General features: G+C 55.4%; 28 protein-coding genes. 14 read left to right on the forward strand and 14 right to left on the reverse strand.

Features of this window, described 5'->3' with window-relative positions:
- Window positions 1–62: 62 nt before the first annotated feature.
- Window positions 63–824: a transglutaminase-like domain-containing protein gene (locus AC2FI8_RS19545; RefSeq protein ID WP_496780655.1), complete on the forward strand. Its 762-nt coding sequence runs from the start codon at window positions 63–65 to the stop codon at window positions 822–824.
- Window positions 825–974: 150 nt separating this feature from the next.
- On the opposite strand, the gene AC2FI8_RS19550 is transcribed toward AC2FI8_RS19545, so the two are convergent.
- The 5 genes from AC2FI8_RS19550 to AC2FI8_RS19570 form a co-directional block, all read right to left on the reverse strand.
- Entirely contained in the window at window positions 975–1592 is a 618-nt protein-coding gene (locus AC2FI8_RS19550; RefSeq protein WP_496780656.1) for a transglutaminase-like cysteine peptidase, read from the reverse strand.
- A 263-nt stretch (window positions 1593–1855) separates the two neighbouring features.
- Window positions 1856–2599, reverse strand: coding sequence for a phosphonate ABC transporter, permease protein PhnE (gene phnE / locus AC2FI8_RS19555; protein ID WP_496780657.1), 744 nt, complete (start codon window positions 2597–2599; stop codon window positions 1856–1858).
- A complete protein-coding gene (locus AC2FI8_RS19560) occupies window positions 2599–3369 on the reverse strand; it encodes a phosphonate ABC transporter ATP-binding protein (protein ID WP_496780658.1) in 771 nt (256 codons plus the stop codon). The genes phnE and AC2FI8_RS19560 overlap by 1 nt, the downstream gene beginning before the upstream one ends.
- Window positions 3366–4226: a phosphate/phosphite/phosphonate ABC transporter substrate-binding protein gene (locus AC2FI8_RS19565; protein ID WP_496780659.1), complete on the reverse strand. Its 861-nt coding sequence runs from the start codon at window positions 4224–4226 to the stop codon at window positions 3366–3368. Before AC2FI8_RS19565 ends, AC2FI8_RS19560 begins: the two co-directional genes overlap by 4 nt.
- Window positions 4226–6079: a cytochrome c peroxidase gene (locus AC2FI8_RS19570; RefSeq protein WP_496780660.1), complete on the reverse strand. Its 1854-nt coding sequence runs from the start codon at window positions 6077–6079 to the stop codon at window positions 4226–4228. The genes AC2FI8_RS19565 and AC2FI8_RS19570 overlap by 1 nt, the downstream gene beginning before the upstream one ends.
- 117 nt (window positions 6080–6196) lie before the next feature.
- On the opposite strand from AC2FI8_RS19570, the gene mntR reads away from it, so the two are divergent.
- A complete protein-coding gene (gene mntR / locus AC2FI8_RS19575) occupies window positions 6197–6649 on the forward strand; it encodes a manganese-binding transcriptional regulator MntR (protein ID WP_496780694.1) in 453 nt (150 codons plus the stop codon).
- Window positions 6650–6982: 333 nt separating this feature from the next.
- On the opposite strand, the gene merB is transcribed toward mntR, so the two are convergent.
- From merB to AC2FI8_RS19605, 6 genes are all read right to left on the reverse strand, one after another.
- Complete coding sequence (merB, locus tag AC2FI8_RS19580) at window positions 6983–7609, reverse strand: organomercurial lyase (protein ID WP_496780661.1); 627 nt, start codon at window positions 7607–7609, stop codon at window positions 6983–6985.
- Between the two features lie 80 nt (window positions 7610–7689).
- Window positions 7690–9123 (reverse strand): mercury(II) reductase, encoded by a 1434-nt coding sequence (gene merA, locus AC2FI8_RS19585; protein WP_496780662.1) that lies wholly within the window; start codon window positions 9121–9123, stop codon window positions 7690–7692.
- An 11-nt stretch (window positions 9124–9134) separates the two neighbouring features.
- On the reverse strand, window positions 9135–9344 hold the full coding sequence (merF, locus tag AC2FI8_RS19590; RefSeq protein ID WP_496780663.1) for a mercury resistance system transport protein MerF: 210 nt from the start codon (window positions 9342–9344) through the stop codon (window positions 9135–9137).
- Window positions 9341–9595: a hypothetical protein gene (locus tag AC2FI8_RS19595; RefSeq protein WP_108862381.1), complete on the reverse strand. Its 255-nt coding sequence runs from the start codon at window positions 9593–9595 to the stop codon at window positions 9341–9343. The genes merF and AC2FI8_RS19595 overlap by 4 nt, the downstream gene beginning before the upstream one ends.
- A gap of 9 nt (window positions 9596–9604) precedes the next feature.
- Window positions 9605–9901 (reverse strand): heavy-metal-associated domain-containing protein, encoded by a 297-nt coding sequence (locus AC2FI8_RS19600; protein WP_496780664.1) that lies wholly within the window; start codon window positions 9899–9901, stop codon window positions 9605–9607.
- Window positions 9902–9912: 11 nt separating this feature from the next.
- Window positions 9913–10317, reverse strand: a complete 405-nt coding sequence (locus AC2FI8_RS19605; protein WP_496780665.1) for a mercuric transporter MerT family protein — start codon at window positions 10315–10317, stop codon at window positions 9913–9915.
- Between the two features lie 73 nt (window positions 10318–10390).
- Here AC2FI8_RS19605 and AC2FI8_RS19610 point away from each other — a divergent pair, with 73 nt between their 5' ends.
- Entirely contained in the window at window positions 10391–10819 is a 429-nt protein-coding gene (locus AC2FI8_RS19610; RefSeq protein WP_496780666.1) for a MerR family transcriptional regulator, read from the forward strand.
- 426 nt (window positions 10820–11245) lie between these two features.
- Here the strand turns inward: AC2FI8_RS19610 and AC2FI8_RS19615 are convergent, their stop codons facing one another.
- From AC2FI8_RS19615 to AC2FI8_RS19625, 3 genes are all read right to left on the reverse strand, one after another.
- Window positions 11246–12199 (reverse strand): helix-turn-helix transcriptional regulator, encoded by a 954-nt coding sequence (locus tag AC2FI8_RS19615; protein ID WP_496780667.1) that lies wholly within the window; start codon window positions 12197–12199, stop codon window positions 11246–11248.
- Between the two features lie 226 nt (window positions 12200–12425).
- Window positions 12426–13685: a helix-turn-helix domain-containing protein gene (locus tag AC2FI8_RS19620; protein WP_496780668.1), complete on the reverse strand. Its 1260-nt coding sequence runs from the start codon at window positions 13683–13685 to the stop codon at window positions 12426–12428.
- Window positions 13686–13989: 304 nt separating this feature from the next.
- Window positions 13990–14715, reverse strand: coding sequence for a hypothetical protein (locus AC2FI8_RS19625; protein WP_496780669.1), 726 nt, complete (start codon window positions 14713–14715; stop codon window positions 13990–13992).
- Between the two features lie 152 nt (window positions 14716–14867).
- Between AC2FI8_RS19625 and AC2FI8_RS19630 the strand changes: the two genes are divergently transcribed.
- The 11 genes from AC2FI8_RS19630 to AC2FI8_RS19680 all read left to right on the forward strand — a co-directional run bounded on the left by AC2FI8_RS19630 (window position 14868) and on the right by AC2FI8_RS19680 (window position 23499).
- Window positions 14868–15224, forward strand: a complete 357-nt coding sequence (locus AC2FI8_RS19630; RefSeq protein ID WP_496780670.1) for a hypothetical protein — start codon at window positions 14868–14870, stop codon at window positions 15222–15224.
- 162 nt (window positions 15225–15386) lie between these two features.
- Window positions 15387–15800 carry a thermonuclease family protein gene (locus AC2FI8_RS19635; RefSeq protein ID WP_496780671.1) on the forward strand — a complete coding sequence of 138 codons (414 nt, stop codon included), beginning with the start codon at window positions 15387–15389 and terminating at the stop codon, window positions 15798–15800.
- Window positions 15801–15949: 149 nt separating this feature from the next.
- Window positions 15950–17122, forward strand: a complete 1173-nt coding sequence (locus tag AC2FI8_RS19640; RefSeq protein WP_496780672.1) for a YadA-like family protein — start codon at window positions 15950–15952, stop codon at window positions 17120–17122.
- A gap of 387 nt (window positions 17123–17509) precedes the next feature.
- On the forward strand, window positions 17510–18130 hold the full coding sequence (locus AC2FI8_RS19645; protein WP_496780673.1) for a lytic transglycosylase domain-containing protein: 621 nt from the start codon (window positions 17510–17512) through the stop codon (window positions 18128–18130).
- A complete protein-coding gene (locus tag AC2FI8_RS19650) occupies window positions 18127–18423 on the forward strand; it encodes a hypothetical protein (RefSeq protein ID WP_496780674.1) in 297 nt (98 codons plus the stop codon). Before AC2FI8_RS19645 ends, AC2FI8_RS19650 begins: the two co-directional genes overlap by 4 nt.
- 3 nt (window positions 18424–18426) lie before the next feature.
- The gene (locus tag AC2FI8_RS19655) at window positions 18427–18705 is read left to right on the forward strand and encodes a VirB3 family type IV secretion system protein (RefSeq protein ID WP_496780675.1); all 279 of its coding nucleotides are present in this window, start codon (window positions 18427–18429) and stop codon (window positions 18703–18705) included.
- Window positions 18698–21064, forward strand: coding sequence for a VirB4 family type IV secretion/conjugal transfer ATPase (locus AC2FI8_RS19660; RefSeq protein WP_496780676.1), 2367 nt, complete (start codon window positions 18698–18700; stop codon window positions 21062–21064). The genes AC2FI8_RS19655 and AC2FI8_RS19660 overlap by 8 nt, the downstream gene beginning before the upstream one ends.
- Entirely contained in the window at window positions 21061–21198 is a 138-nt protein-coding gene (locus tag AC2FI8_RS19665; RefSeq protein WP_496780677.1) for a hypothetical protein, read from the forward strand. The genes AC2FI8_RS19660 and AC2FI8_RS19665 overlap by 4 nt, the downstream gene beginning before the upstream one ends.
- Window positions 21198–21944, forward strand: coding sequence for a type IV secretion system protein (locus AC2FI8_RS19670; protein WP_496780678.1), 747 nt, complete (start codon window positions 21198–21200; stop codon window positions 21942–21944). The genes AC2FI8_RS19665 and AC2FI8_RS19670 overlap by 1 nt, the downstream gene beginning before the upstream one ends.
- The gene (locus AC2FI8_RS19675; protein WP_496780679.1) at window positions 21941–22441 is read left to right on the forward strand and encodes a hypothetical protein; all 501 of its coding nucleotides are present in this window, start codon (window positions 21941–21943) and stop codon (window positions 22439–22441) included. The genes AC2FI8_RS19670 and AC2FI8_RS19675 overlap by 4 nt, the downstream gene beginning before the upstream one ends.
- Window positions 22438–23499, forward strand: a complete 1062-nt coding sequence (locus AC2FI8_RS19680) for a TrbL/VirB6 family protein (protein WP_496780680.1) — start codon at window positions 22438–22440, stop codon at window positions 23497–23499. The genes AC2FI8_RS19675 and AC2FI8_RS19680 overlap by 4 nt, the downstream gene beginning before the upstream one ends.
- The last annotated feature ends 13 nt before the right edge of the window (window positions 23500–23512 follow it).

Here is a 23512-nt window from a genome sequence, read left to right on the forward strand (position 1 = left end):
TTCTTGAACCTACAGTGACTGGAGCAATTAAACATCTCTCAAACGATTCGTGGAGAGATATTATGGCTGCCAACGACCCGCTTCTTACGGCCACGCCGCTACTGGATTTTGAAGCTGGGCCCATTGCCGCGCTCATCGCCAATCGTCGCTGGCGCGACCTACCGCAAACAGATCGCATCGGCGCGATTTATGACTTCGTGCGAAATGAGATCGCCTTCGGCTACAACCGCGCCGATGACATCGCCGCCTCGGATGTACTGGCCGATGGGTATGGGCAATGCAACACCAAGGGTACGCTTTTGATGGCGCTTTTACGCGGTGTGGGTATTCGATGCCGCCTGCACGGTTTTACAATCCACAAGCAACTGCAGCGTGGTATCGTGCCTGAGCTTGTCTACCCATTGGTTCCACAAGAAATCGTCCATTCCTGGGTCGAAGTTGAGGCCGACGAGTCATGGTTGAACCTCGAAGGGTTCATTCTGGACGAGATATTTCTGCGCGTACTGCAGCAGACCTTTGCCAAGACCGAAAGCTTGTGTGGCTATGGGGTGGGCACCGAGTGTCTGAGTGCGCCTCAGGTCAATTGGAAAGGTGAAGACACTTACATTCAAAAAGCCGGCATCGTGCAGGATTTCGGCGTCTTTGTTACGCCCGACGCCTTTTATGCCGATCACGCGCAGGAATTCGGTCGTGTACAAGGCTGGCTATACCGTTTTGTGATCCGACATTGGATGAATGCGCGCGTTCGGGCCCTCCGGTCCGGGAAAATGATAGCCCGAATTGCGGCAACGCATTCGCACGGAGAAAAACACAATGCCATATGATCGCCACGGTCATAGACATACCCACCTGCCTCCTGAATGCGGAGACCAACAGATTCCAGTCGCGGTGTGGGTCAACGGTTTTTGACCATCGCGCCAACTCCGAATTTGTTGACGTAACAGCAATAGGCAAAGATGTTTCTGTGAGAGGGTCTAAGGTGGAAAGACGCCGCCCCTCATGACCATTGCCCAACCAGACGACGTGTTGGGATCTTGCATACGAAGAAACGAATACCCGGTGTCTTGCCATGGTTTCATCTGATTGGTCAGATTGTCGAGCACATAGTCCCCACTCTTTGTTCGGACGATCAAAACGGCGTGCGAGTTCCGCCGCCGATCGAGGGCGGTTGCGATTGACAGTCTGGATGGAGCAAGACCAATGCGAATTAGTTCTTTTTTCTTGAGAAGTGCGAAATCCTCGCAATCGCCGCCGCGAGCCGTTGGTAACGTCCAGACTTCTTTGCGACCAAATTGGCTTTGGTCGGAAACCTCGCGCACTGATCGATTTATCGTGCGATTAACTTCAGCCGCTAGCCTGAGTTGGGTTGCGGTGTCCAGGGAACTGGTAGTGGTGGATCGGTCGCAAGCCCACGGATATCTTTGGCAAAGTTCCTTGGCCCCTGTCGGGGCGGGGACCTCTTTGATTTCGTGTAGAAGGGTATTTGCAAAAGTCGACGACGGAACGGCAATCGCAATTCCAGCAATGGTCACAAGACTTAATACGAACTGACCGGCATAACAAAAAGCCCGCTTCGCGATACAATTGACCATCGTATACTCCGTTCGTTTGGAAGAAGGTCCCTAGTTCTCTGAGTATCAGTAGCACCAGTCTCTAAAATAATCAGGCTTGTACTTTAGATCGGCTTAATGGTAGCGGAATCATGCTGCAAATCTTGTTTCCGGGTTACCGTTCTCCGTGTTTTTCGCGTATTTTCAGTGTGTTTGAACTGCCTTGTGACTGGTGCCGTCAGGTTGAATTTGTGCAAGTTAACTGGACATCAGAGAAAACCGAACCGTCGCTTAGGTCAGAGGCGTTAGCTAAACCGCTTTTGCAAGGCGGTGTTCAGGGCCTCGGATAGCAGCACCAGTCCAACGATGGCCAACGTGACGGTTGCGGCTTTGTCATATTGAAACGAACGCACGTAAGTCTGGACATAGAGGCCGATGCCACCCGCGCCGACGATGCCGAGGATCAGGCTTTCACGCAGGTTCAGCTCGAACCGGAACACGGTGTCACGCAGGATCACCGGTGCCATTTGCGGCCAGATCGCCCAACGTAGTTGCTGCGTTCGGCTGGCACCCGCACTTTCCAGCGCGGCCACCGGCGCGGCGGCGACGTTGTCGATGGCCTCGGAATAGAACTTGGCCAGCATCCCCGTCGCGTGAAAGGTGATGGCCAGAATACCGGGCAGAGGCCCAAGCCCCACCGCACCAACCATCAGCATGGCAACAAGGATAAGCGGGATCGAACGGATCACCGCCAGTAAGCCGCGCACCGGACGCCAGATGGCCGGAGGCACCAGCGTTTCGGCGGCCAGAACGGCCAGCCCGGTGGACAGGATCACGGCAAAGAGAGTACCCAGGATGGCGATCCGCAGTGTTTCTGCCAAACCTCTCAGCACCTCGGGCCAGATCGAGAGGTCGGGTGGGATCATGCGCCCCAGAAACTCAGTCAGGCGCGGTCCGGCACCGGGCAGTTTTTCAAGCCCCATGTCGGCGCTGGTCAGCGACCACAGGATCGCCAGCGCCAGAGCGCCCCAAATGACGGAGCGGCCCATCAGCTGACCACGCGCAACCCTGTTGCGGCGCTGATACCGTGATACAGCCCGTCGATATCTTCACTTGTCACCTGACCCGACGGATTGTCGAACAAGATCTCACCGTCACGAAGGCCCAGAATGCGGTCAGCAAACCGGCGCGACAGATCGGGCTGGTGCGAGCTGAAGATAACGCCAATCCCGCGACTACGCGCCGCGCCGGTGATCAGGCCCAGAATACGTTCGGCATGAGCGGGGTCCAGATTGCTGACCGGTTCATCCGCCAGGATCAGTTCGGGGTCCTGCGCCAGACAGCGGGCAATCGCCACGCGTTGTCTTTGGCCGCCCGACAACCGATCTGCACGCCTATGCGCCAGATCGGACAAGCCGGTATCCTGAAGCGCCCGGGTGACGCATATATGGTCCTGCTCGCCAAAGCGGCCCCAAAGCGCGGGCCAGCTATTTATCCTGCCCAGCCGCCCGTTCATCACGTTCTGATAGACGCTCAGCCTGTCGACCAGCGCGAATTCCTGGAATATGAAACCAATGTCGGCACGAGTCTCACGTTCCGGGGACTTTGTTGCTGACAGCTGATTGCCCAACACACGGGCCTGGCCCTGCCAACCGCGCAGGCGACCATCCAACAGCGCCAGCATCGTGGACTTCCCCGCGCCGGATGGCCCGAGCAGCGCAACGCTTTCACCCGGTTGCACAGAAAGAGACAGGTTCGTCAACGCCGCTGCGCCGTCAAAGCAGTGCGACACCGCGTCGAGTGTGATGACGGCGGTCATTTCAGAAATCCATAGCGCCGCGCGGTCTCGCGCACGCCGTCGTACACGGTCGGGTCGGCAGGAACATAACCATCCGGGCCAAAGAGATAGGCCAACAGATATCGGTTCTCGGCCTCGTTGAGACGCAGCATGGTATCCACAAATTTCGCCTGCAATCCTGCGTCCAGATCAGGGCGGGCGATGACCGCATGGCTGGGGATCTGTTCGGATTCAGCCAGCACTTTGACTTCGGCTTGCTGATCCGGGGTCAGATAGAGATCGGCATATTGGCTGGCGCCTGCCGCATCGACCAGCCCATTGGCCATGGCCTGCATCGCCTGCTGATAACCGCCGGCAAAGAATTTCTGGCCGAAAAAGCTGTCTGCATCGCCTGTGCCTGTGAACAGCCCGGCACGTACGAACAGATCGAGCGGATAAATGTAACCGGATTCCGACACCGGATCGGAAAAGGCAATGTCGCGCCCCTTAAGGTCTGCCAACGTTTCGATCCCGCTGTCGCGACGCACGAAGACGCGGCCAGAATAGCTGGGCTGTCCGCGATAGACCTCAGACAGTAGCGGCACGGCGCCGATCTGATCCTCGGCCAGGACAAATGGCAGCGCCCCCATGAAAGAGATGTCGGCATCGCCATTGCGCAGGGCTTCGACGGCAGCGGCATGGTCGAAAGTGACAAACCCGGTGACTGGGACGCCCATCTGATCCGTCAACCATTTGGTGATGACCTTGATATCTCCCAGCAACTTCTCAGGGTTCTCCTGTGGGATGAAGGCCAGTTTCAGACCCTGATTGGCCGCCGCCATCGCAGGCATGGCGAGCATGGCCGTGGCCGTGGCCAGAAAGTTGCGACGCGACACCATCAAAACATCCTTTCGTCGATTTCGGCCTGCATGACCTTGAACAATTCCCATTGGCGGTTTGCCTCGCCCCAGTTGCCGTTGGCGCTGGCATCGCCGACTGCCCGCAGAATGTTGGAGAATTCATAGATTTCCGGCTTGGAGCTCTGATTAACCATGACACTGGCATCCGCCGCCAGATCGGGGGCGACCGTGTCGATAAGCAGCGCGATATTTCCGGCATCCTGCATCGGCAACAGGGTATCCAACGTGCTTGCGAAGGTGGTCAGCTCTTCCCATGACAGCCGGAATACGCTGTCGCGACCATCGAATACCTGATACGGCTCTTCGCCATCCCCCACAGCCTCGACATAGGCGGTCAGATCGGCGCGTTGCGCCTCATCCAGCCCCAGTTGCTTTGTGTCGTTGAACCATTCCACTACGCTGGCCAGCGTTGGCAATGATCCGTCGTGCATGTACGGCGCGGTGAAATTGACGTTGCGCAGCGTTGGTGTTTCGAACGCGGTCGCCGTGCCGCCCGGGAATGGCGGTTCGGCGCTGCCGATATCATAGGTCAACCCATCGCGGAATTGGCGGTTCGGCGTATGACACGATGCGCAGGCCTTGTCGCCCAGACCGGCAAATTCGGTGTTGAACAGAACCTCTCCGCGTTTGGCCGCATCGGATGCCAGATCGGTCAGCCTGCCTGCCCGGTCAATCTTGGGGTTGGGCAAAAAGTCGAACTGTTTGACGTAAGCCTCCAGCGCATCCAATTGGAAAGGTGTCGGTTCTTTTCCGGCAAATTCGGTCACGATCACGTTGCGGATGAACCGGCGCAGGCTGGGCTCGCGCCCGTCCCGGCCGTAAGGTCCCGTGAACCGGATACCGCGCATCGATGGCGTGTCCAGATGATCGTCCTTTCGGTCATTGAACATCGGATTGAAGAATGATCCGTCGACATCCATGCCCCCTCGATGAGAGGACAGACCAGGAATGAAGAACTCGCGGTTCACATCCGACCGGTTGTGGCAGGTGGAACAGGCAATCCCCAGCTCGCGCGCGGGACCGCCAAAAATCTCAGGACTATCGAACAGCATGTCGCCAAAAGCCACCAGCGGCAGGTTGGCTTCGTCCTCGCCAGCTTCTTCGAATTGCAGCACCAACCGGGGCAGTTGGCGCTGATCAGCGATGTTTGATCCAGGCGGAAGGGTGGCGGGAAGCGTGACTGGCGTTCCGCTGCGAACCACTGTCTCGGGGATTGGCGTTAGCGTGTTTCGTTCAGCAAACTCCGATGGAAGGTAATTCGCCCGGATATAGTCGGCTACAACACTGTGCGCCTCGGAAAATCTATCGGCATCGACGGTCTTCGCACCGTTACCCAATACGCCCGCGCTACCAAGGGAAGAGTTCAAAACCAGCCAGGCCCGCCCCAGATCACGTGCAGCCTGTGCATCGGCGGCCTTGATGCCGTCCTCAAAAGCGCGGAACAGGGCGGCAGCCTGAGACACCTCAGATGCGGCTTTGGGCTGGCCAAGCGCCGCCTTGGCTGCATCCAGATGCCGCAGAATTCCACTTGCGATGGCTGCTGTGCTGGCCTCGAACAGCGCCTGGCGGTCTTCGGAATCCAGTGCGCGGCTGATCGCTTGCGCCTCGGCTTCGGAAACGCGCGAAATTGCATCAATCTGCAAATCACTGCCAAGGGGCGGCGACATCCAGCTTTGTTCGATCTTGTTCCACGGAACCGGACTCAGGTTTCCCATGAACAAGGTCAATCGGTACGCAGCTGCCCGCGGTGCCCACGGCGCCTCTTCGATTGCCGTGGCACCTGCCATGACAGGCAGTAACCCGAGGACTGTTGATGCAATTAGGTTCTTCATAGCCGCTTCTACAATTATTAGCCCTGTCTAACTTATTCGTGACCGGCAGACCGTTGTCAAGCCGCGCGATGCAATGCATACACTTGTAGGCAGCCCAATGACGTAATCGTGAGCCAAATGACCGACAGCACTCCACAGGACGCCGACCGCAAGATTGACAGTCAGGCCAGTGGATTCGAAGCGGTTCGCACGGCACATCAAAGAGAAATGGTTGAGGATTATGTGGAGCTTATTGCCGAACTGATCCACGAGAGGGGCGCTGCGCGACCGGTGGAAATTGCTGAGCGCCTTGGTGTGACACAACCCACTGTTTCAAAGAATCTGTCCCGGCTAAAACGCGAAGGGTTAATCGAGCATGAACCTTACCGCTCGCTCCGTCTTACGGAGGCGGGACGTCAATTGGCTGAGGCGTGCCGGAAACGTCATCGGATCGTTGTGGATTTCCTGGTTGCCTTGGGCGTTTCAAGAGATGTGGCTGAGCACGACGCCGAAGGTATCGAGCATCATGTCAGCGAGGAAACCCTCGGCGTGTTCAGGGCGTTCACGGAACGTGAATCAGGATCGCTTTGAAATTGCGGCGGTTGTATCTCAGTGCGCTCCGTCGAAACCTTGGTTCCAAGTCTGTGGAATATAACCACTCACGGGCGGGTCGTGCAAATGACGGTTTGAGAGTGATGAATCTTTCTTAAAATCGACCTAACCGCAAACTCTCGGAAATGACCAACAATGGCTCTTCCATCCGTCTGAAAAGCGAATTCCGAGTGCTACATTTTTTGCGCAAGCGAATGCTGCATCAGCAAAAGGCGGCAAGCCTTTCGAGACATGCAGACTTTGCGCTACTCTGATCGAATGTCCAAACGGTGGCTATGAAGGAGCCTTGGATAGCTGTCATAGATGCGGCGCTCAGCCAACACTTGTTCGTAGAAACGGCTTGAAAATGGCAGCTCCAACCTGGATTGCCTGGTGCGGTGTAAGTTGAAATCCAATCAACCCTTCAGGCTTCCATGTTTCGAGATGAGCGTCTGAACAAAACGCCAGCATTGACTGACATTGCGTGTCGGCAGCACACCCTTCCGTCTCAGCAACACTTGCCCAAACAACCACGCCAGAGGGACTAATTCTATCTGCCGAGCGCCCGTTTTTGTTTACGTCGATTTCTATTTTCTCGCCACAGATGGGGCAACTTGATCGAACAGTTGCAGCTTTTCCGAGCATTACTGCGGTTCCGAGCGCATCGATAACACAAACTGTCCAATTGCGTACCGCGGCCAGTTCGACAGAGTGCAAAGTCTCGCTCGCGGAAAACGGATACGCAGATTGGATTGCGCCCCGTCGAAACACGATCAGGTCGCGACGATCCAGTTCTTCCAACACGTCCTTGGTTTGCAAATTTGGCAAACCCAACTCTGATAATTCTTGTGGCGTTGGTGGCCGAGCACGTTGGACAAAACTCTCAAGAATTATTCTGTGAACAGACTGGGTCTCTTTCGACAGATCGAACCACCGGTCACGCATCCGTTCTTCAGTCAAGAGGGATCGCAGCGCGTCATCCGCGACGGGGTCAGTCACGTCTGACCAGTCCAGGTATGGGCTGCGGTCAAGAGTACTCATTATCCGGCGCAGCAAGACAGCTTTGCCACGTCCTTCTCAAACGTTTGCGCCGCCAGCTTAAGCCCTTCGACGGTCGTAAGGTATGGAAAGATCATGTCGCCCAAGTCATCGTAGGTCATGCCCATTTTCAGAGCCATCGCAGCGGTCTGGATCGTATCTGATCCCTCTGGTGCGATAATATGGGCCCCAAGCAGCTTTTTGCTTTGCTTATCTGCCACCAGTTTGATGAGACCACGGGTGTCGCGAGCCGCGAGTGCGCGCGGGACATGTTCAAGACCCAACACAGATGTTACGACTTCATGGCCATTTGCGGTGGCCTGCGCCTCGGTTACTCCGACGCTGGCGATCTGGGGATCAGAAAAGACCACGGAGGGCATGATGCTATTGTCATAGCTCAGCGAGTTGCCGTTCATGGCGTTCTTCGCCGCCAGCTTCGCCCCGTAGGCCGCCATGTAGACGAACTGATCATTACCAGTCACGTCGCCAGCAGCATAGACGCCGTCGCGGGAACTGTTCATCGCAGGATCAACCACAACGCCACCTCGCGCATCCGTGGCGATCCCGGCAACATCAAGCGCCAGTGATCTGGTGTTTGGAACACGCCCCGTCGCCAGCATTAGCCTTTCTGCATCAACAGTCATGGGCTGACCGTTTCGAGTGGCGTGTAGACGTACTCCCGTCTCGGTGGTTTCCAGCCGATCATAGGACAGCCCATCGAGAACCGAGATACTTTCGTCTGCAAAGGCTTCCGTGAGAGCCGCACTAATTTCTGGTTCGGCTTCAGGGAGCAGCCCGCGTCGGGTCACAATTGTGACGGTCGCACCCGCCCGCGCAAAGACTTGGGCAATTTCAACACCGATGTATCCGCCGCCCATAACCATTAGGGACGCAGGCCGCTGATCGAGTTGCAAGGCGGACGTGCTGTCCAACCAATCAAGTTCAGCCAAACCAGGAATGTCAGGGACATGTTGGGATGATCCGGTCGCAATGATGACCTTTGTGGGTTTCAGGTTACGTTCACCGACCTGAATCGAACCATCTTCCTGAAAGACGGCCTGACCTTCAATATAGGTCACGGCCTCGTAGTTTGGCAGCACATCGACGTATTTCGCGGCGCGCAGATCATCAACCAGCACCTGTTTCTGTGCGATCATCGCTTTCCAGTCGGTGACTTGGCCAGAGCCTTCAATACCATCAAAACGACTGGCCGCCTTTGCAGTGTGCAGCGTTTCTACGGCGCGGATCATGGTCTTGGAAGGCACACAGCCGACGTTCACACATGTGCCGCCAATCGTGCCATATCCAACCAAGGCGACACGCGCGCCTTCATCCGCTGCCGTAATAGCAGCGGAGAAACCGGCAGAACCCGCGCCGATTACAACAAGGTCAAAGGTGTCAGTTTCAGTATTGGGAGGTGTGCAGCAATCTGACATGGAGCAGCCTTTCAGGAATTGGCGTTTCGTGCGCGACGGATCAGCGCGTAGATCGTAATGAGGACAAACACCGCCAGAGCAGGCATGAGAACATAATCGAGATATCCGACAGCAGCAGACAACCCAACGACACCAAGAAGGCCAACGAGCAGGGGTGTGAAGCAGCAAAGCGCAGCTATCACTGTGCCGACAATGCCTGTCTTGAGAAGTTTGTTGTTCACGAGGTTTCCTTTGTATTTCTGTCTCTGGCGTCTCCGTTCTGACGGCTTTGAACAATCGTCCGAATAGCAAGAACGCCGACACCAACTCCAACAGCGATCAACAGGGTGGTGAGAATATCAAGGCCGGTTGCTGTACCGATAGCCCCGCTCAACATAGATGCAAGGACAGCGGCGTGTCCGCCGCAGCAGATCACGACCACCGGGGCCGCAACTATAAATGCAAGGATGCCACCTGCCGATCCGTCTTTCATTGGAGGCGATCAGGAATCGGATGGTACAGCGACAAGATCAGCTTCATATCCGGCTGCAGCTGATGCGAGAGCAATATCCTCAGCACTCACAACGGTGTCATCAAAGACGACCTCGGCTGTCAGCGTGTCAGCATCCGCCGTTACTTGCGTGACGCCTTCTACGCTTCCCATCGCTGATTCAACGATAAAGGGACAGCTCGGGCAATTCATGCCGGGAACCGAGAATGTCACGGTTTGCTCTCCCGCAAAAACGGAAGAAGCGGCCAACAGGCCGATGAGGGCTAAGACGGGAGTGTGGAGTTTCATTATGGTTCCTTTCACAGACCAAGAAGAATGGGTGCAACGACGGGCGCAATCCAGTTCCAAAACAACGCAATCAAGATGAGAACCGTCGATACCCAAAGCGCGAATTTGACCAACCGATTTGGAAGTGGCCGCGCACAGGCTTCTTCATCCGCGCAGGCCTTGGGTTTGCGATAAACCATCCAGAAGCCATAGCCGAGGAATCCAAGTGTAAGCGCAATAAAGATAGGCTTATAAGGTTCAAGTGCTGTCAGATTGCCGATCCATGCACCGGAAATGCCAAGGCTGAAAAAGATCAATGGAACAACGCAGCAGGTTGATGCTGCGAGAGCACCAAGGACACCACCAGCCGCAATCATGCGGGCTTTTTTAGTTTCGGGGCCGACCTGTTTGAGATCGACATCAATTACGTCATTCATTCAAGAACCCGCTTTTCAAGTTTCGAGATGTAAGATACGATCTGTAGCAACTACAGAAGCAAGGGGGTTTTCGATGGCTGAGTTCACGAATGCGCGAGGCTATCCAATCGGTGCAATGTCGAAGCACACGGGCGTGAACATCGAGACGATCAGATACTACGAACGAATTGGGATCATGCCAAAACCCGACAGAACAGCGGGCGGCAACCGGCAATATAATCACGACCAGCTCAAGCGCCTATCCTTCATCAAGCGTTCGCGTGAGATCGGGTTTAGCATTGAAGAAATCCGAGCCTTGCTGGAAATGGTGGATCGACGCGACTTCACCTGCGGTGAGGTTCACAGCATGACGGTCAATCACCTTGCGTCGGTCAAAGAGAAAATACTGTCCCTGCATCGGTTGGAAGATGCGCTGGAAGCGATGGCGGCAGAATGCAGTCGTGGCGATGTGCCAGACTGTCCGATACTGGATACCTTGTTTGAAGTATCCGAAACCGGATGAATTCACCGAAGCGGGCATTGAACGAACGACGGTTTAGTCCGCGTCTTTCATGTCCAACCACCATGCAGCGAAAGCGCGGTTTGGATCAGGCCTTCGAAGCCAGCTGGGAAAGGCCGTTTCCGCGACTTGGACTGCGACGCAGCAAAAAACCCGCCGCACGTGCAAAGTGATGCTGCGCCAGCGAAGGCAAAAAACCCAAGGTCGGTTTTGTCCCGCGTCTCGATTGTTGAAGACGGGTGCAGCGTAAGACCGCTCTCGTCAAAATGATGCGAAAACCCTATGCAAAAAGATCCCGTGAAAATTGGCTATGCGCGCGTCAACGGATGACCAGAGCCCAGATCTACAGAGCGTGTGTGTGTTGTGAGCGATATTCAGGTTTGATAAGAACGGTTATGTTTAGGTCAGGCAGAAATTGACCCAAATTCTTCAGAGATATCTGACCCACACGCGTTGATCGACGGTCTCTCCAATCACCTCGGCTATTTCCCTTGGATCAAGTTTGAATTCAGCGGCCACCGCCGCGACCTGGGTCGGCTGGAAACTATCGAGCTGTCGAACAAACCACCCATCTTCAAATGAGATCAGCTCGTGGGAGTTGCCCGTCCAGCGAACGATCCCACCGCAAAGTCTTTGTTGGTCCATGTCGACAATCTCGGCAACTGGATCAGCAAAGAAGTCAGTCCACTTGAGAATTCCGGTGGTCACTGCGCGCGCAACAGCCTGTTCTGTTGACCGGCTCTTGAGTTTCGTGAGGATTGAGGCTGTCAGGTTTTCGACCATCCGCGACGAGAACCCCGTTTGGCGCACAATGACAGAGGAGATCAGACCAGACGCCAGCATCTTCAGAATGCTCTGCTCGTCATCGGACAAGACATCTGAGGAAAAGCTGAACACAGAGTCAATGACATCGAGGGCCAGCAGATGCAGGATCTGGGCTTCATGACGAAGTGACGGGAGAATTTTCGGGAGCAGGACGTCCCATTCTGGGCGAGACATATTGGACGTGACAGTGAACACTCCGCGCTCGCCAAACGGGTTGATAACCGGAACAGAGATCCCGTGTTCACCAACACCAAACTCCCTGGCTGCTTTGAACAGCGGCACAAACTCTGGCTTGCTGTCAAAAACCGTCCAATCCATCGGCGCGATAATGCTTGCGCCAAACCGAATGAGGGGATCAGCCAGGATCAGATCATTGTCGACATAGTGCCTGACCCAATCCGCTGGAAATGTGGTGCAGCCATGAACGACGTTCCGCGCTTTGTCGATATGCGCATAAGAGGCATTCTCCAATCCAAACCTGTTGCAGATTTCCTGAAGGCGGGCCTCACCTGTCTGCCTGATATCCAATTCGGAGCTGCCAATGTCGGCGATTTTCATAGATCGTCTTTCTGTTCTGCGTGGCGTTCGAGCCCGAATAGATGTTCTTGCCTGCCGGTGACATTCGGGAAATCCCTTAGCCAGGTAAAAACACACCTATACCATTGAAAGGCAGACGAATTTGTACGCCCGCGACCGACGGAAGGTCCACCGTTATTGATGACATCAGCGTACAGAATGTCGCGATTTATGACCGAGTTTAAATCGAAAGAACCGACCGCTCATCTCAACCGGTGTTGTTCGCGTCGCAGCACCCTCGTTCCTCCTCCCTGGCCCTTCGCGCCAGAAGTCCCATGAAACTTGACAACAGGTCCAGATCTCCTCGTTCATCGGCCTGAACCATGCCCCGGAAATAGCCACCCGGGCTGACAACCGGCGGGTGCTTGGGATCCGTTAGTCGGGCATCCGTGATCAATCCGGCCAGAATAGCGCCCATCAGAGTCAGGCGATCGATGGCTGTATGCCAGGCAGAGAGGTTGGTGCCAATTTCCGACAACCGCGTCCAAACGCCAGTTTCAATGGCAAAGAGCGACGGGTTGGAATTTTGATCCCCGCCACCGGCGATGTCGATATGCATACGCAGCTCGAGTGACGCCAACTCATAGAGGATGCGATTATTCACCCGAGGCAGCTTTGGGGCCTTGTGCGATGCCATATCCGCCGGATGCTTGTTTTCTAAGCCGGAACAAATTGGTTCCGAGGCCTTGGCCGAGGGCATTGGTGTCACGCCATCAGCGTTACAGGACAAGATTTTTTCTTCGATTTGATCTTGTATATGGCACCCGAAACCAACTTCGGGTTCACCCGCAATTTTCATGGGGATTTGTATGATCGCTTCGGCTCTTTCCCACAGATCTTGTGCCGCCTGAACATGGGTCCTGAGCTTTTCCAATGACATGTATTTCAGCTTGTCGGAACGCGGCCAAGACCGAAACTCGTCCATCATGTCGTCTACACCATCAGGAGGGCAGGGGAGGGACAGCAATGCGGCCAAGCTGTGCTTCACGTAGCGATAAAGGCGAGATCTAGACCCGCGCAACTCGTCGTGCTCAGCCTTCTTTATGCTGACTCTTTCCAGAGCCTCGAGCATGTCGGGTATGATATTCAGGGCAGGGGTCAGATAGAGGCCCAGTCCCTTGCGTTTGCACCGGGCACCATTAGCGCCAAGCCTGCGCTCGATGAGGCCAAAAGCTTCCAATTCGCGCTCGTGGTTGTGGATGGTGCGGTCTGTCAAGCCACGCCCGGCGATGAGCGTTTCCTGGCGGGCATAGCAGAATGGTTCCTTGGACATGTCCCGAAACACTGTTGGGGAGATCATGTCGATAATGATTTCAAAGGTTCGAATGCACTGTGCTGAGGCGCCCCTTAACTGGGCGTAGTTCACGCAAAGCTGACGGAACCGATCCCGGTTCCAACTGTCGGGAAGGCCGTTATGAAAGCGCGTCAGTGGCTGAAGATGGACTGTTGCGAGATGTTGGAAACTCATGCGCCTGGTCTCACTCGGGACACGTTTGGAAGGCCAGGTTGGTTTATTGCGAACTCGTTCTGCGCAGGATGATTGTGGTTCATGTTTGCTTCTCATAAGTGAAGCAAGGCGTCTCAGACCTCTGATTGCAGGCAAAGAAATACCGTTCGCACAGATGCGTTTTTCCTTGCCAGTATTTTGGGATTTGCGCTATAAATCAGGTGTTCAAACGTGACTTACAGAGATCCCCGCAGAGGCCCCGCCTTGCGGGGATTTCTTTTTTGGGTTTGAAAAAATTCCTCGAAGTTTCGCTAACCGCGGCGGATCAATACTTCACGAGTTCGTGGTCGCTGAACCCAAACGTATCTGTCCATTCGACGCCAACACCACGGAAGTAGCTCGGGGGCTCACAGCGATTGCCCAAAGGCAGCCAGGACGGGATCGGCGAGGGGGAATGATCGGACCAATGGAAATTCGCATGGTCGTCGTAAGTGCCAACAACCAGGTCAAGCGAGCGTTCACAGTCTCCCTCACGAGAACGACGTCGGTAACTGTAATGTCGCACATCCCACACCTTGATAGACCGAACGACGTCAAAATCCGAGGACGACAAATCAACATTGGCCAATGTTGATTCCGGGCCTGCCTGCAAGGCAGAAACCCCCTCCGGCCACACATTCATTGAGACGGAAACATCCACAATGGAAGCCTCCGTCGCCCCCATCGAAGGCCGCTCAGGTTTTGGGTTGGCACTGATGGATTTGATGGCGTCCAATCGCTGCATCGGGCTTCGATCTCCAGAAGAAAACGACGCATTCATCGGGCAGCGCCATAATTGAAGGGGCGGTTCAACAGGATAGGGTGTGACACGCCGAATGAACTCAGCCTTGGCTGCGGTGCAGTCGGGAGACCCGGGCCAGCCGCCTGCAAGGCATAAGAATATGGCGCAATCGATTGGATAGGCACTTGCCTGCGACGCGGGCAGGGCTGCGAGTGCAACCGCAAGGGCTTTTGCATGGGGCATTAATCCGGGTTTGAGGCGTTTCAACATCATCTCTCCTGCTTGCGAATCGCGTAAGCAATATCTGCGCGGTATACTTCTGGCAATCCGGTTTCGTAAATTGGCATCACTACCTATATTGACGTCGATTGCGTTTTAGTCCACAACTTTTGAGTGTAGAAGGCGATTCATAGGGGGTCGTCATGGCGGACAACAAGAGACAGTACACTGTGGTAACCATCGACATGGTTCGGGGCCTGATAGAAGATCAGGTTCCCTTTACGTGCCGCTACGAATTTATTGGGCTCGCTTCCCTTGGACGACCAAAATATCACTGCATTTACACGTCGCCGACCTTCGTCGGAGCGTTGTGTAAATCAAAGATTTCCCGCGCAGGCGCGGTCGCCAGAGAGTTTGATCTTTGGCCGGGTCTTTTTAGACACCACCACGAATTTGGTGACGGCCGTATTCTGTGCATCAATTCAGATTACACCATCGAGTCCATTACTCCGGACGGTCTCAATGCAGCCCAGGCGTTCGACGAGAAATCAGAGCTCTGATCAATCTAGCTCGGTAGCGCCGCTGATCTCTTTTGTCGCGCTGCAAAAGCTTGCCTGCATCTTTGTCGCCGATCTCATGGTTGGCCCCGTCTGGCACGGCGTGATGGGTAGTGAGAATTCGCAGCTACCGGCTTTGTACTCTCCAGCTGGCGGGCAGGGGGCATGAAAAGGCTATATTACTTTTGCGCAGCGATGACAGCGACGTTGTTTTTTGCCCAGTGGATTAAACAGCGACAAACTACGGTAATCCTGGACGCGTCCGAGGTGTTTGCCGTTGACGGAGACACACTTGACCATGGCGAAGATCGGTATCGGCTTGTTGGTTTTGATGCGCCTGAAACCTTCCGCGCACAATGTGATGCAGAGAAAGCCCAAGGCCTGAAGGCCAAAGCCCGGCTGACGGAGATCATTCGAACCGCAGGGCAGGTCGAACTGGTGATCGAACCCGAGCGAGACAGGTATGGCCGTTTCCTGGCGGTTGCGCGCGCAGGTGATCGGGACGTCGGGCCTGTGTTGATCTCGGAAGGTCTCGCGCGACCTTACAACGGCGGCGAACGTCAACCCTGGTGTATCTGAGCTGAAGGACTGGAAACAGGAATGCAGCGAGAGGAAGGAAACTAATCGAGCAAAGAACGGTCCTGTCGGTTGCGCCAACAACCGGCAGGACCTGAAACGCCCCTAATCCATCCGGGGCATTCCTCACACATCAAGAGAGTAACTGTACTATGGTAAAAACAGCATCACTCAATGCTGCCCCCAAGAATCATGTCGAGAAGGGGGGAGTCAACCGACGCGGCGTGTTCTTCGTGAATGCCAACAGGGTATTTGGGGTTGCCAAAACTCTAACCCTTGGCGCAGCAGTCGGCCTGACGATACTTGTCAGCCACCCAAATCCGGCTTCTGCACAAAACACGACTGGCGTCATCATGGGCAACGGAACAGGAAACGGAGCAATCCGCACCTGTGAAGTTGGGCAAGACAACGAGACAGACAGACGGCCCTGCATTTCGGAAACCTCGATCAATCAGGCCATTGACGACCGTATTCAAGCAGCAGGGGCCGCAACCCCCGGCGCAAACACTGTCGGGTCATCGCAGATCATCGACAACAGCGTATCAAGCGCAGACATTCAGGATCGCTCGGTTACGCAGAATGACCTTGCCGACAATTCGGTCGGATCGGCCCAGATCATCGACAACAGTGTGACGCAGGCGGACCTCGCTGATAACTCGGTCGGGTCGGCTCAGATCATCGACCAATCGGTGACGCAAGCGGACCTAGCTGACAACTCGGTCGGATCGGCCCAGATCATCGACCAATCGGTGACGCAGGCGGACCTTGCTGACAACTCGGTCGGGTCGGCTCAGATCATCGACCAATCGGTGACGCAGGCGGACCTTGCGGACAACTCGGTCGGGTCGGCTCAGATCATCGACAACAGCGTAACGACTGACGACATCGCCAATGGCACGATCCAAAACGAGGATTTGGCTGACGGTTCCGTCAACAGCCAGACAATCGAGAATGGCTCAGTTCTCTTGGAAGATCTGAACGGCGAAGTTCGTCAGTACATCGACAACGGCAATTCCAACGTCCTGAACCAAGCGAACAACTACACAGATCGTCGCGTGAACCAGTTGGAGTCAAAGGTCGACCGCAACGCCGACATCGCAAATGACGGCATTGCAATGGCTCTCGCTGCGCAAGTGCCAACGTTGTCGGACGGAACCGTTCAGGCTGTGACCATGGGGTACGGCTATTACTCAGGATCTTCGGCGTTCTCGGTCGGCGGGACAGCCAGGATTGAGGACACGAATTGGCAGGTATTCGGAACACTTGGTTACGGATTTAGGGCTGAAAAGATCGGCATGAGCGTGGGACTCCTGTGGAGCCGGTAGCGGCTTCCGAGTGGTGGCCCGGCGTCTGATTTCCTCCCCCTCTGACTCCAGTGTTCATATCACATAATGACTATTATGTAAAAACTACTGACCTATTTATTGAAAGGCGGAAAGGTGATCACAGTGGCCTTCGTCGCAGCAGAAAGCACCAAAAACGAGCCTGATACTTCTCGCAGTAGGCCCTCTTCGATGCATGTGGTGCTACACCGAAGAGAGATTGCGCTCAGGCTCAGAAGGATCTGCACCCGGAACACAACCGCAACCTACAAAACAGGTGCGGCAGCATTAAGGCTGCTCAAGCCATCCCGTTCAAAACAACGCGAAATCAAATCCGATAACGTAATTGTTAGCCGGTCTTTTGGAACGTTTTGCGGTCGGTCAGCCTCGATGTTCGGGTTGTGGTTCGCCGCGTTCAACCCGGCTTTTTCCCAGGTCATCGAATACGAGCCCGATGGCAGCGTGTTCCTGAACGGTGCGCGGGCGGAAATCGTTGATGGCGTCGTGAAGCCAATCCGGATGCGGGAATACGCGCTAGACGAACAGCCGCAACCGCCCAATGCGAAGCGCACGGCAAAGATCGAGATTGCGGGAAAAGCACCGCGGCCTCGCAAAGCCTCTGGTGGTTGGTCGCAGGAACGGATCGTCAAGGAAATCCATGCAGCGGCGGATCGGCATGACATTCCGACCGAGTTGTTCATGGCATTGGTCTGGCAGGAAAGCCGGTATCGGGCTGATGCCCTGTCGCCCAAAGGTGCCATCGGTTTCGCGCAGCTCATGCCAGGAACGGCAAAAGACCTGGGCGTGAACCCAAAGAACCCCGCAGAAAATCTCGACGGTGGCGCTCGTTATTTGGCTGCGCAGTACCGTGAGTTTGGAGACTGGAAACTGGCGCTCGCTGCCTACAACGCCGGTCCCCATCGCGTCGTCCAGTATGGCGGCATCCCCCCGTTCACCGAAACCCGCGACTACGTGCGGATCATCCTAAGCAAAGTGAGTAAAGACCTATGAAAAGACCCCCCATGAAACGGCACCACTTCATCCAACAAGTGGCATTCTTTGCGCTGACAATCACCATCGTCAGCGCAGCACCGGCCTCCGCTGGCTGGCTGCAGGATGCCATTGGTGATTTCATCAACGAGACACTGGCCGACTCGAAAGTCGTTGGCGTCAGCCTTGCAGCCGTTGGCTTCATCTGGGGCTGTCTGGCCTATGTGTTCGGCTGGGGCTCGCTGAAAGGTCCGGTGATCGCAATCGTCGTCGGTGCAGTTATCGGCCTCGCAGACACCTTTATCGGAGCCTGATTGATGGCGCGCCGCAATACGGTCTTTCGCGGCCTGAGCCGCCCCGCTGAATGGGGCGGCCTGCCCGTGATCTATCTGCTGGTGATCCTGGGGATGACCATGCTTTCGTTCTTCATGTTCGGGATAGCGCCAGCAATCATTGCGGGCTTTGTTTTCTATACCGGGCTGCGCCTCTTTTACGAATGGGAACCGGCATTCTTCCGCATCCTGTCCGTCACGCTCTCCAAGACACCACGCACCAAAAACCGTCAGCACCACGGGGGAGATTTCTATAGTGCCTAAGCCTGCTTCAAAGGATCTGTTTACCCTTGCCCGCTCTTTGCTTGAGCCGAGATGGCGCAAGGATGAAATGAACCTCTTTCAGATGTTGCCCTATGGCTATGTCGTGGACGATGAGGTGATTTCCACCCGCAACGGTGGACTGATCGCCGCTGCAGAAATCACCGGAATCAACGCAAACACTCTGGACGAACACGAATTCGAGTTCTTGGCCGAGCGTTTTGAACGTGTATTGCGGAGCACTCCAAATGAGGTCGCATTTTACGTTCACCGAGTGACCGTAACTGCCGAGACAGGGCATGTCATCACGGACACAACCGGCTTTGCCGGAGCTTTGGCAGAAGCCATGCGGTCAGCCTCGCTCGATGCAGAGCTGAAAGAGCGCAAAATCATCATCAGCGCCATTCTGCAAAAGCGCCAGGATGAACGCGCCAAGCAAATCTTCGGCATGTCGTCAGGAATGATCGACGAGGAACGCCGCGAAATGATGGAACAGCTCGACGGTGTGTTCACCACACTGGCGGGCACGCTGGGCGAAAGCCGAGTTAACCGGCTGAAGCTCAGCGATGGGCGTTGGCTGGGTTACTATGGAATGCTGCTGAACGGGCGCTATCAGCCCATCATTCACACCAACATTGCAGAACCAATTGCCTTCAACATGCCGCAAGAGGACGTGCTGTTTCAGGGCAAGACCGGCAAGCTGGTAACGAGCGATGACCGGGAACGCTCCATTCGCGTCTATTCCCTGAAAAACTATCCGATGGCGTCATTCCCCGGCATTTTCGACGGGCTGGATCTGCCGGTTGATGTGGTGATTTCGCAATCGTTCCTGCCGATCAGCCGTTCAAAGGCGCAAGAAATGGAACGCCGCAAATCGGGTCAGATGCGCTCGGCTGGCGACAAAGCAACGTCACTGCAAGAGGATTTGTCCATTCTGGCGGATGGGATTGCGTCCGGAACAATGTCTCTTGGCAAACACCACCTGTCGGTCTGCGTGTTCGGGACTGAGGAAGATCTGAAAACCGCCGAGAAGCATATCATCGGTGAAATTCAGATTTCAGGCGGCACGGTTAAACGCGAAGCGATGTCGGCGCGGGCGGTGTATTTCGCGCAGCACCCCGGCAATTTCGCGTTCCGAGCGCGTGAAGAACTGATCACAGATCAGAACTTTGCGGACATGGTAGCGTTTCATATGCGGCCAAAGGGTCTGCCTGAGAATAAGCTGCCGTGGCCTGGACCACTGGCGACGTTCCCGACCACACATGGCGACAGCTACGATGTTTCGTTGCACCTGCCCAAGACCAGCTCGGACGCTGAAAATCTTCCTTCCGGCCATACTATCGTTCTCGGCCCAAACGGCTCAGGTAAGACCGTGATTGCAATGCTGCTGGCGACGATGGCGGTTGCGCAGGGCGCACGGATCATCGCGTTTGATAAAGACCGGGCCATGGAAGCCCCTATGCGGGCACTTGGGGCGCAATACACCCGCGTTCGGGTTGGCGAACCCACCGGCATGAACCCGTTCCAAACAGAAACGGATGAAGCTGGACAAAGCTGGCTGGCGAATTGGGTCATTGCCCTTTTGAGCTATGATGATCCGCTGACAACAGAACAAAAGGATGAAGTAACGCAGGCGTGCCAAGCAAACGCCACCCTGCCCCCACAGCTTCAGAACTTCGATTCACTGGTGGATCGGTTCAGAGCCTTTGATGACGGCAAGAACCTGTACAAGCGGGCGAGCGAATGGGCAGGTGACGGGCGCTTGTCGTGGATGTTTGGTGAAGGTGGCACAGATCCGTTTGCCTCTGGTGACCGGCATCTTGTGTTCGATATTTCCGAGGTTCTGGATGACGCGTTGGTCCGGCTGGCGTGGATCAGCTACGTCATGCGCCAGATCGAACGCCGGTGTGCCTCTAAGGTGCCGACTGTCTTTGTCATTGATGAAGCCTGGGTGATCGCTGGCAACGCTTACGGCGCCGAAATTCTCAAGAACGCCTACACCACCTATCGGAAGCTGAACGTCATGATGATGATGATGACGCAGATCCCCGATCACATCCTGTCATCAGCGGCCAGTAAGTCGATCCTTGAAAACACCAGCACGCAGCTCTTGTTCCCGTCCCGATCCGGCAATGAATCGGATTACCGGGCAATTGGATTGAACGATTCAGAGCTGGGCGCATTGCGGGCGCATTTTGGCGACCGCGTAATGCTTATGAAAAAGGGTGATGAGAGTGTCTGGCTCGATGTTGACGTCGGCGCACTCGGCCCCCTGCTTCGTGTTCTGAGCGGATCAGACGGCAAGTCGTTCCCTGATCCGGAATGGCGTCAAAACCCCAACTTCTGGAAGGAAATCACATGAAATCTCGCCTTTTCCTCGCCCTCGTTGTTCTGGCCACTGTTGCCGCCTGCACAAACACCTATTCGGGCTATCGCAGCAAATGCGCCTGCGACTTTGAGCGCATGACCCCCCCTGAAAACATGGAGCTTGTCTGATGAATGTCCTGAAGAATTTCCGCACAAGCGTCGCCGTCTCAGTTCTGGCCGCGCTGCCCGTCCTAGCATCGGCCCAGGGTGTTCCGGTCGTGGACTCTGCGAACATCACTCAAAATGCAGCCAACTCAGCCCGTGAAGTCGCCGAAATGGTCCGCCAGTATGAACAGCTGCTGCAACAGTACGAGAAGCTGGAACAGCAACGTGCCATGCTGGAAAACTCCTTTAAGGCCATTTCTGGCTTAACTGACCTGGACGAATTCAACAGCCGCAGCTTTTTGAAACTGGCGTCGGCAGCCGACACGCTCGGTTATGCGCTGAACGCGACCGAGGACACAATTGGCGACCTCCCAGGCGTGGCCGGGATTGCGATGGAACGCCGCTCGATCAATCTGGGTCTGAACAACGGCATTCTGAAAGAGTTCAGCACTTCAGACGTGCCCGCGCGTCGCATTCTCTCTGAGCGCGGCGGAGCGGGCCTGATGGCGTCAGCTCTGGGTGAGAATGGCTATGACATGGCCGGTCAGCTTGCCGAAGACGCTGAAAAACTGCGCGGTGAAATCGGCCAGCAAGAAGATCTGAAGGATGCAATCGACTTCAATACGGCGGTTCTTCTGAAACTCCTTCAAGTTGAAATTGAAATTTTACGCACAACCTCGGCTAATGCTCTGGCGTCGGGCACGGATCTTGCTGCAAACGCAGCGGATCTCACCACGCTTAGCAATTACGCAAGAGGAGAATCTCAATGAATATTCGTGCAACTCTTTCCGCAGGACTAGCCGCTGCCAGTGTCTTGGCTTCGGCGGCTTCTGCGGAAGTCAGCTTTATCTCCACGCCGAAAGCTGATTGGCCCTTCGGTGAGTACCGCACCTGCCTTGGGTACAGCGGAGTTAACAACTTCGCAAAGCAGTTCGTAAAGGATGACCAGTCACGCATGGCAAAGGCAGGTCAAGGCGAGGACAAGCAGTATCTCGTGACCAACTGGTCCGATGCAGTTTTGAACGAACAGATTATTGCGGCTCACGAGTTGACCGTCGAGCAATGCCATCTGCGGAAAGCTAGCGAGTCCTTCAGCACCGAGTGTCCGTTGGGCAATCTGAGCCGGGACGAAGCCGTGAAGAAAGTCGGTGCTGATCAAGACGAATTCTGGAACCAACCATCGAACAATCTGGCCGCCCTTAAGAAAGAGCAAAAAACGAGATTGAGGGCGCTTGGGCCACTGATTGAGGAGGCATGTGGGCCGTGATCCAGGATTTTGTCAGCTCGATTGAAGCAGCGATCAACAACTTTTCACAGCAAGCGTTCAACAGCCTGGCGGCGGATCTCGCATCCGCCCTCTGGGTCATCGCTGCGCTGATTTTTGTGATGATGCTAATCAACGGCGTGCTTCAGATCAGAGAAATCGGGTTCGGTGGCTATGTCGGATGGGCTATTCGAGCGACAATTATCATTAGCATGGCGTCGAGCTGGTCTTACTTTCAACCCATCTATCAAGGCGTTCAAAGTTTGCCTGACACCATAGCCGGGGCACTGACAGGATCGGGCAGCGTGTGGGAAGCTCTCGATAAAATAGCTCTTCAATGCTTCTTGATGGGCCAAACAGCAATTGAGAATGCAACGTGGGGTCTGAGTATTACGGGTGCCGTTCTCTGGGTTGTCGGTGCAATTATTGTTGCTTTTGGAACAGGCATGGCGCTGATTGCCAAGGGTGGCCTAGCTGTATTGCTTGGCTTGGCCCCGGTGTTCATTGCAACGCTGCTTAGCTCCGCAACGGCCAACATCTTCGCTGCGTGGGCGAAGACGACAGTCGGCCTCATCATGGTCATCGTTGTCCTGACTGGTATTGTCGCTCTCATACAATCGCTGTTCACTGCAGAACTAACGGCGGTTGAAGATGTTAACAACATGACGGCGAGCGGTCGTTTCCTCGCAGTCTGCATTGTCTCGATTGTTATGCTGACGCAAATCCCGTCACTGGCTGGTGGAATGTCCGGCGCAATCGTTTCCGCATCGTCGGGACTTGCAGTGGCCTCGGGTGCCGCAGCAGCCGCTAGAAATGTGATGGGCACGACTGTTGGTGCCGGACGCAGCACAGTTGCCGGGGGCAAGACTGCCGCCGCAATGGCCGCTGCCGCCCGCGATGGGACCGGCGTTCGTGACAGCGCCTCCCGCGCAATGCAAGCGCGTCGGGACATCGCACACAGATCCCGCAACCAGGATAGCGCAGCTCGTCAGAGCTACGCCGCTGATCGCTACCGGCAGAGCATTCAAGCCGCGCGCGCAAACCCCAAGAAATCTTCTTAAACTGAGGTACAGA

This window comes from Ruegeria sp. CDSB029 (genome assembly GCF_059611125.1).

Bases quoted from the DNA above. Each gene is read 5' to 3' on its own strand.
- AC2FI8_RS19595 (WP_108862381.1), bottom strand. From the start codon at position 9,595: ATGAAAGACGGATCGGCAGGTGGCATCCTTGCATTTATAGTTGCGGCC.
- AC2FI8_RS19550 (WP_496780656.1), bottom strand. From the start codon at position 1,592: ATGGTCAATTGTATCGCGAAGCGGGCTTTTTGTTATGCCGGTCAGTTC.
- AC2FI8_RS19545 (WP_496780655.1), top strand. From the start codon at position 63: ATGGCTGCCAACGACCCGCTTCTTACGGCCACGCCGCTACTGGATTTT.
- AC2FI8_RS19560 (WP_496780658.1), bottom strand. From the start codon at position 3,369: ATGACCGCCGTCATCACACTCGACGCGGTGTCGCACTGCTTTGACGGC.
- AC2FI8_RS19615 (WP_496780667.1), bottom strand. From the start codon at position 12,199: ATGAAAATCGCCGACATTGGCAGCTCCGAATTGGATATCAGGCAGACA.
- AC2FI8_RS19605 (WP_496780665.1), bottom strand. From the start codon at position 10,317: ATGAATGACGTAATTGATGTCGATCTCAAACAGGTCGGCCCCGAAACT.
- AC2FI8_RS19645 (WP_496780673.1), top strand. From the start codon at position 17,510: ATGTTCGGGTTGTGGTTCGCCGCGTTCAACCCGGCTTTTTCCCAGGTC.
- AC2FI8_RS19600 (WP_496780664.1), bottom strand. From the start codon at position 9,901: ATGAAACTCCACACTCCCGTCTTAGCCCTCATCGGCCTGTTGGCCGCT.
- merA (WP_496780662.1), bottom strand. From the start codon at position 9,123: ATGTCAGATTGCTGCACACCTCCCAATACTGAAACTGACACCTTTGAC.
- AC2FI8_RS19620 (WP_496780668.1), bottom strand. From the start codon at position 13,685: ATGAGTTTCCAACATCTCGCAACAGTCCATCTTCAGCCACTGACGCGC.
- AC2FI8_RS19565 (WP_496780659.1), bottom strand. From the start codon at position 4,226: ATGGTGTCGCGTCGCAACTTTCTGGCCACGGCCACGGCCATGCTCGCC.
- AC2FI8_RS19640 (WP_496780672.1), top strand. From the start codon at position 15,950: ATGGTAAAAACAGCATCACTCAATGCTGCCCCCAAGAATCATGTCGAG.
- AC2FI8_RS19650 (WP_496780674.1), top strand. From the start codon at position 18,127: ATGAAAAGACCCCCCATGAAACGGCACCACTTCATCCAACAAGTGGCA.
- AC2FI8_RS19675 (WP_496780679.1), top strand. From the start codon at position 21,941: ATGAATATTCGTGCAACTCTTTCCGCAGGACTAGCCGCTGCCAGTGTC.
- AC2FI8_RS19630 (WP_496780670.1), top strand. From the start codon at position 14,868: ATGGCGGACAACAAGAGACAGTACACTGTGGTAACCATCGACATGGTT.
- AC2FI8_RS19610 (WP_496780666.1), top strand. From the start codon at position 10,391: ATGGCTGAGTTCACGAATGCGCGAGGCTATCCAATCGGTGCAATGTCG.
- mntR (WP_496780694.1), top strand. From the start codon at position 6,197: ATGACCGACAGCACTCCACAGGACGCCGACCGCAAGATTGACAGTCAG.
- AC2FI8_RS19625 (WP_496780669.1), bottom strand. From the start codon at position 14,715: ATGTTGAAACGCCTCAAACCCGGATTAATGCCCCATGCAAAAGCCCTT.
- phnE (WP_496780657.1), bottom strand. From the start codon at position 2,599: ATGGGCCGCTCCGTCATTTGGGGCGCTCTGGCGCTGGCGATCCTGTGG.
- AC2FI8_RS19635 (WP_496780671.1), top strand. From the start codon at position 15,387: ATGAAAAGGCTATATTACTTTTGCGCAGCGATGACAGCGACGTTGTTT.
- AC2FI8_RS19570 (WP_496780660.1), bottom strand. From the start codon at position 6,079: ATGAAGAACCTAATTGCATCAACAGTCCTCGGGTTACTGCCTGTCATG.
- AC2FI8_RS19655 (WP_496780675.1), top strand. From the start codon at position 18,427: ATGGCGCGCCGCAATACGGTCTTTCGCGGCCTGAGCCGCCCCGCTGAA.
- AC2FI8_RS19670 (WP_496780678.1), top strand. From the start codon at position 21,198: ATGAATGTCCTGAAGAATTTCCGCACAAGCGTCGCCGTCTCAGTTCTG.
- AC2FI8_RS19665 (WP_496780677.1), top strand. From the start codon at position 21,061: ATGAAATCTCGCCTTTTCCTCGCCCTCGTTGTTCTGGCCACTGTTGCC.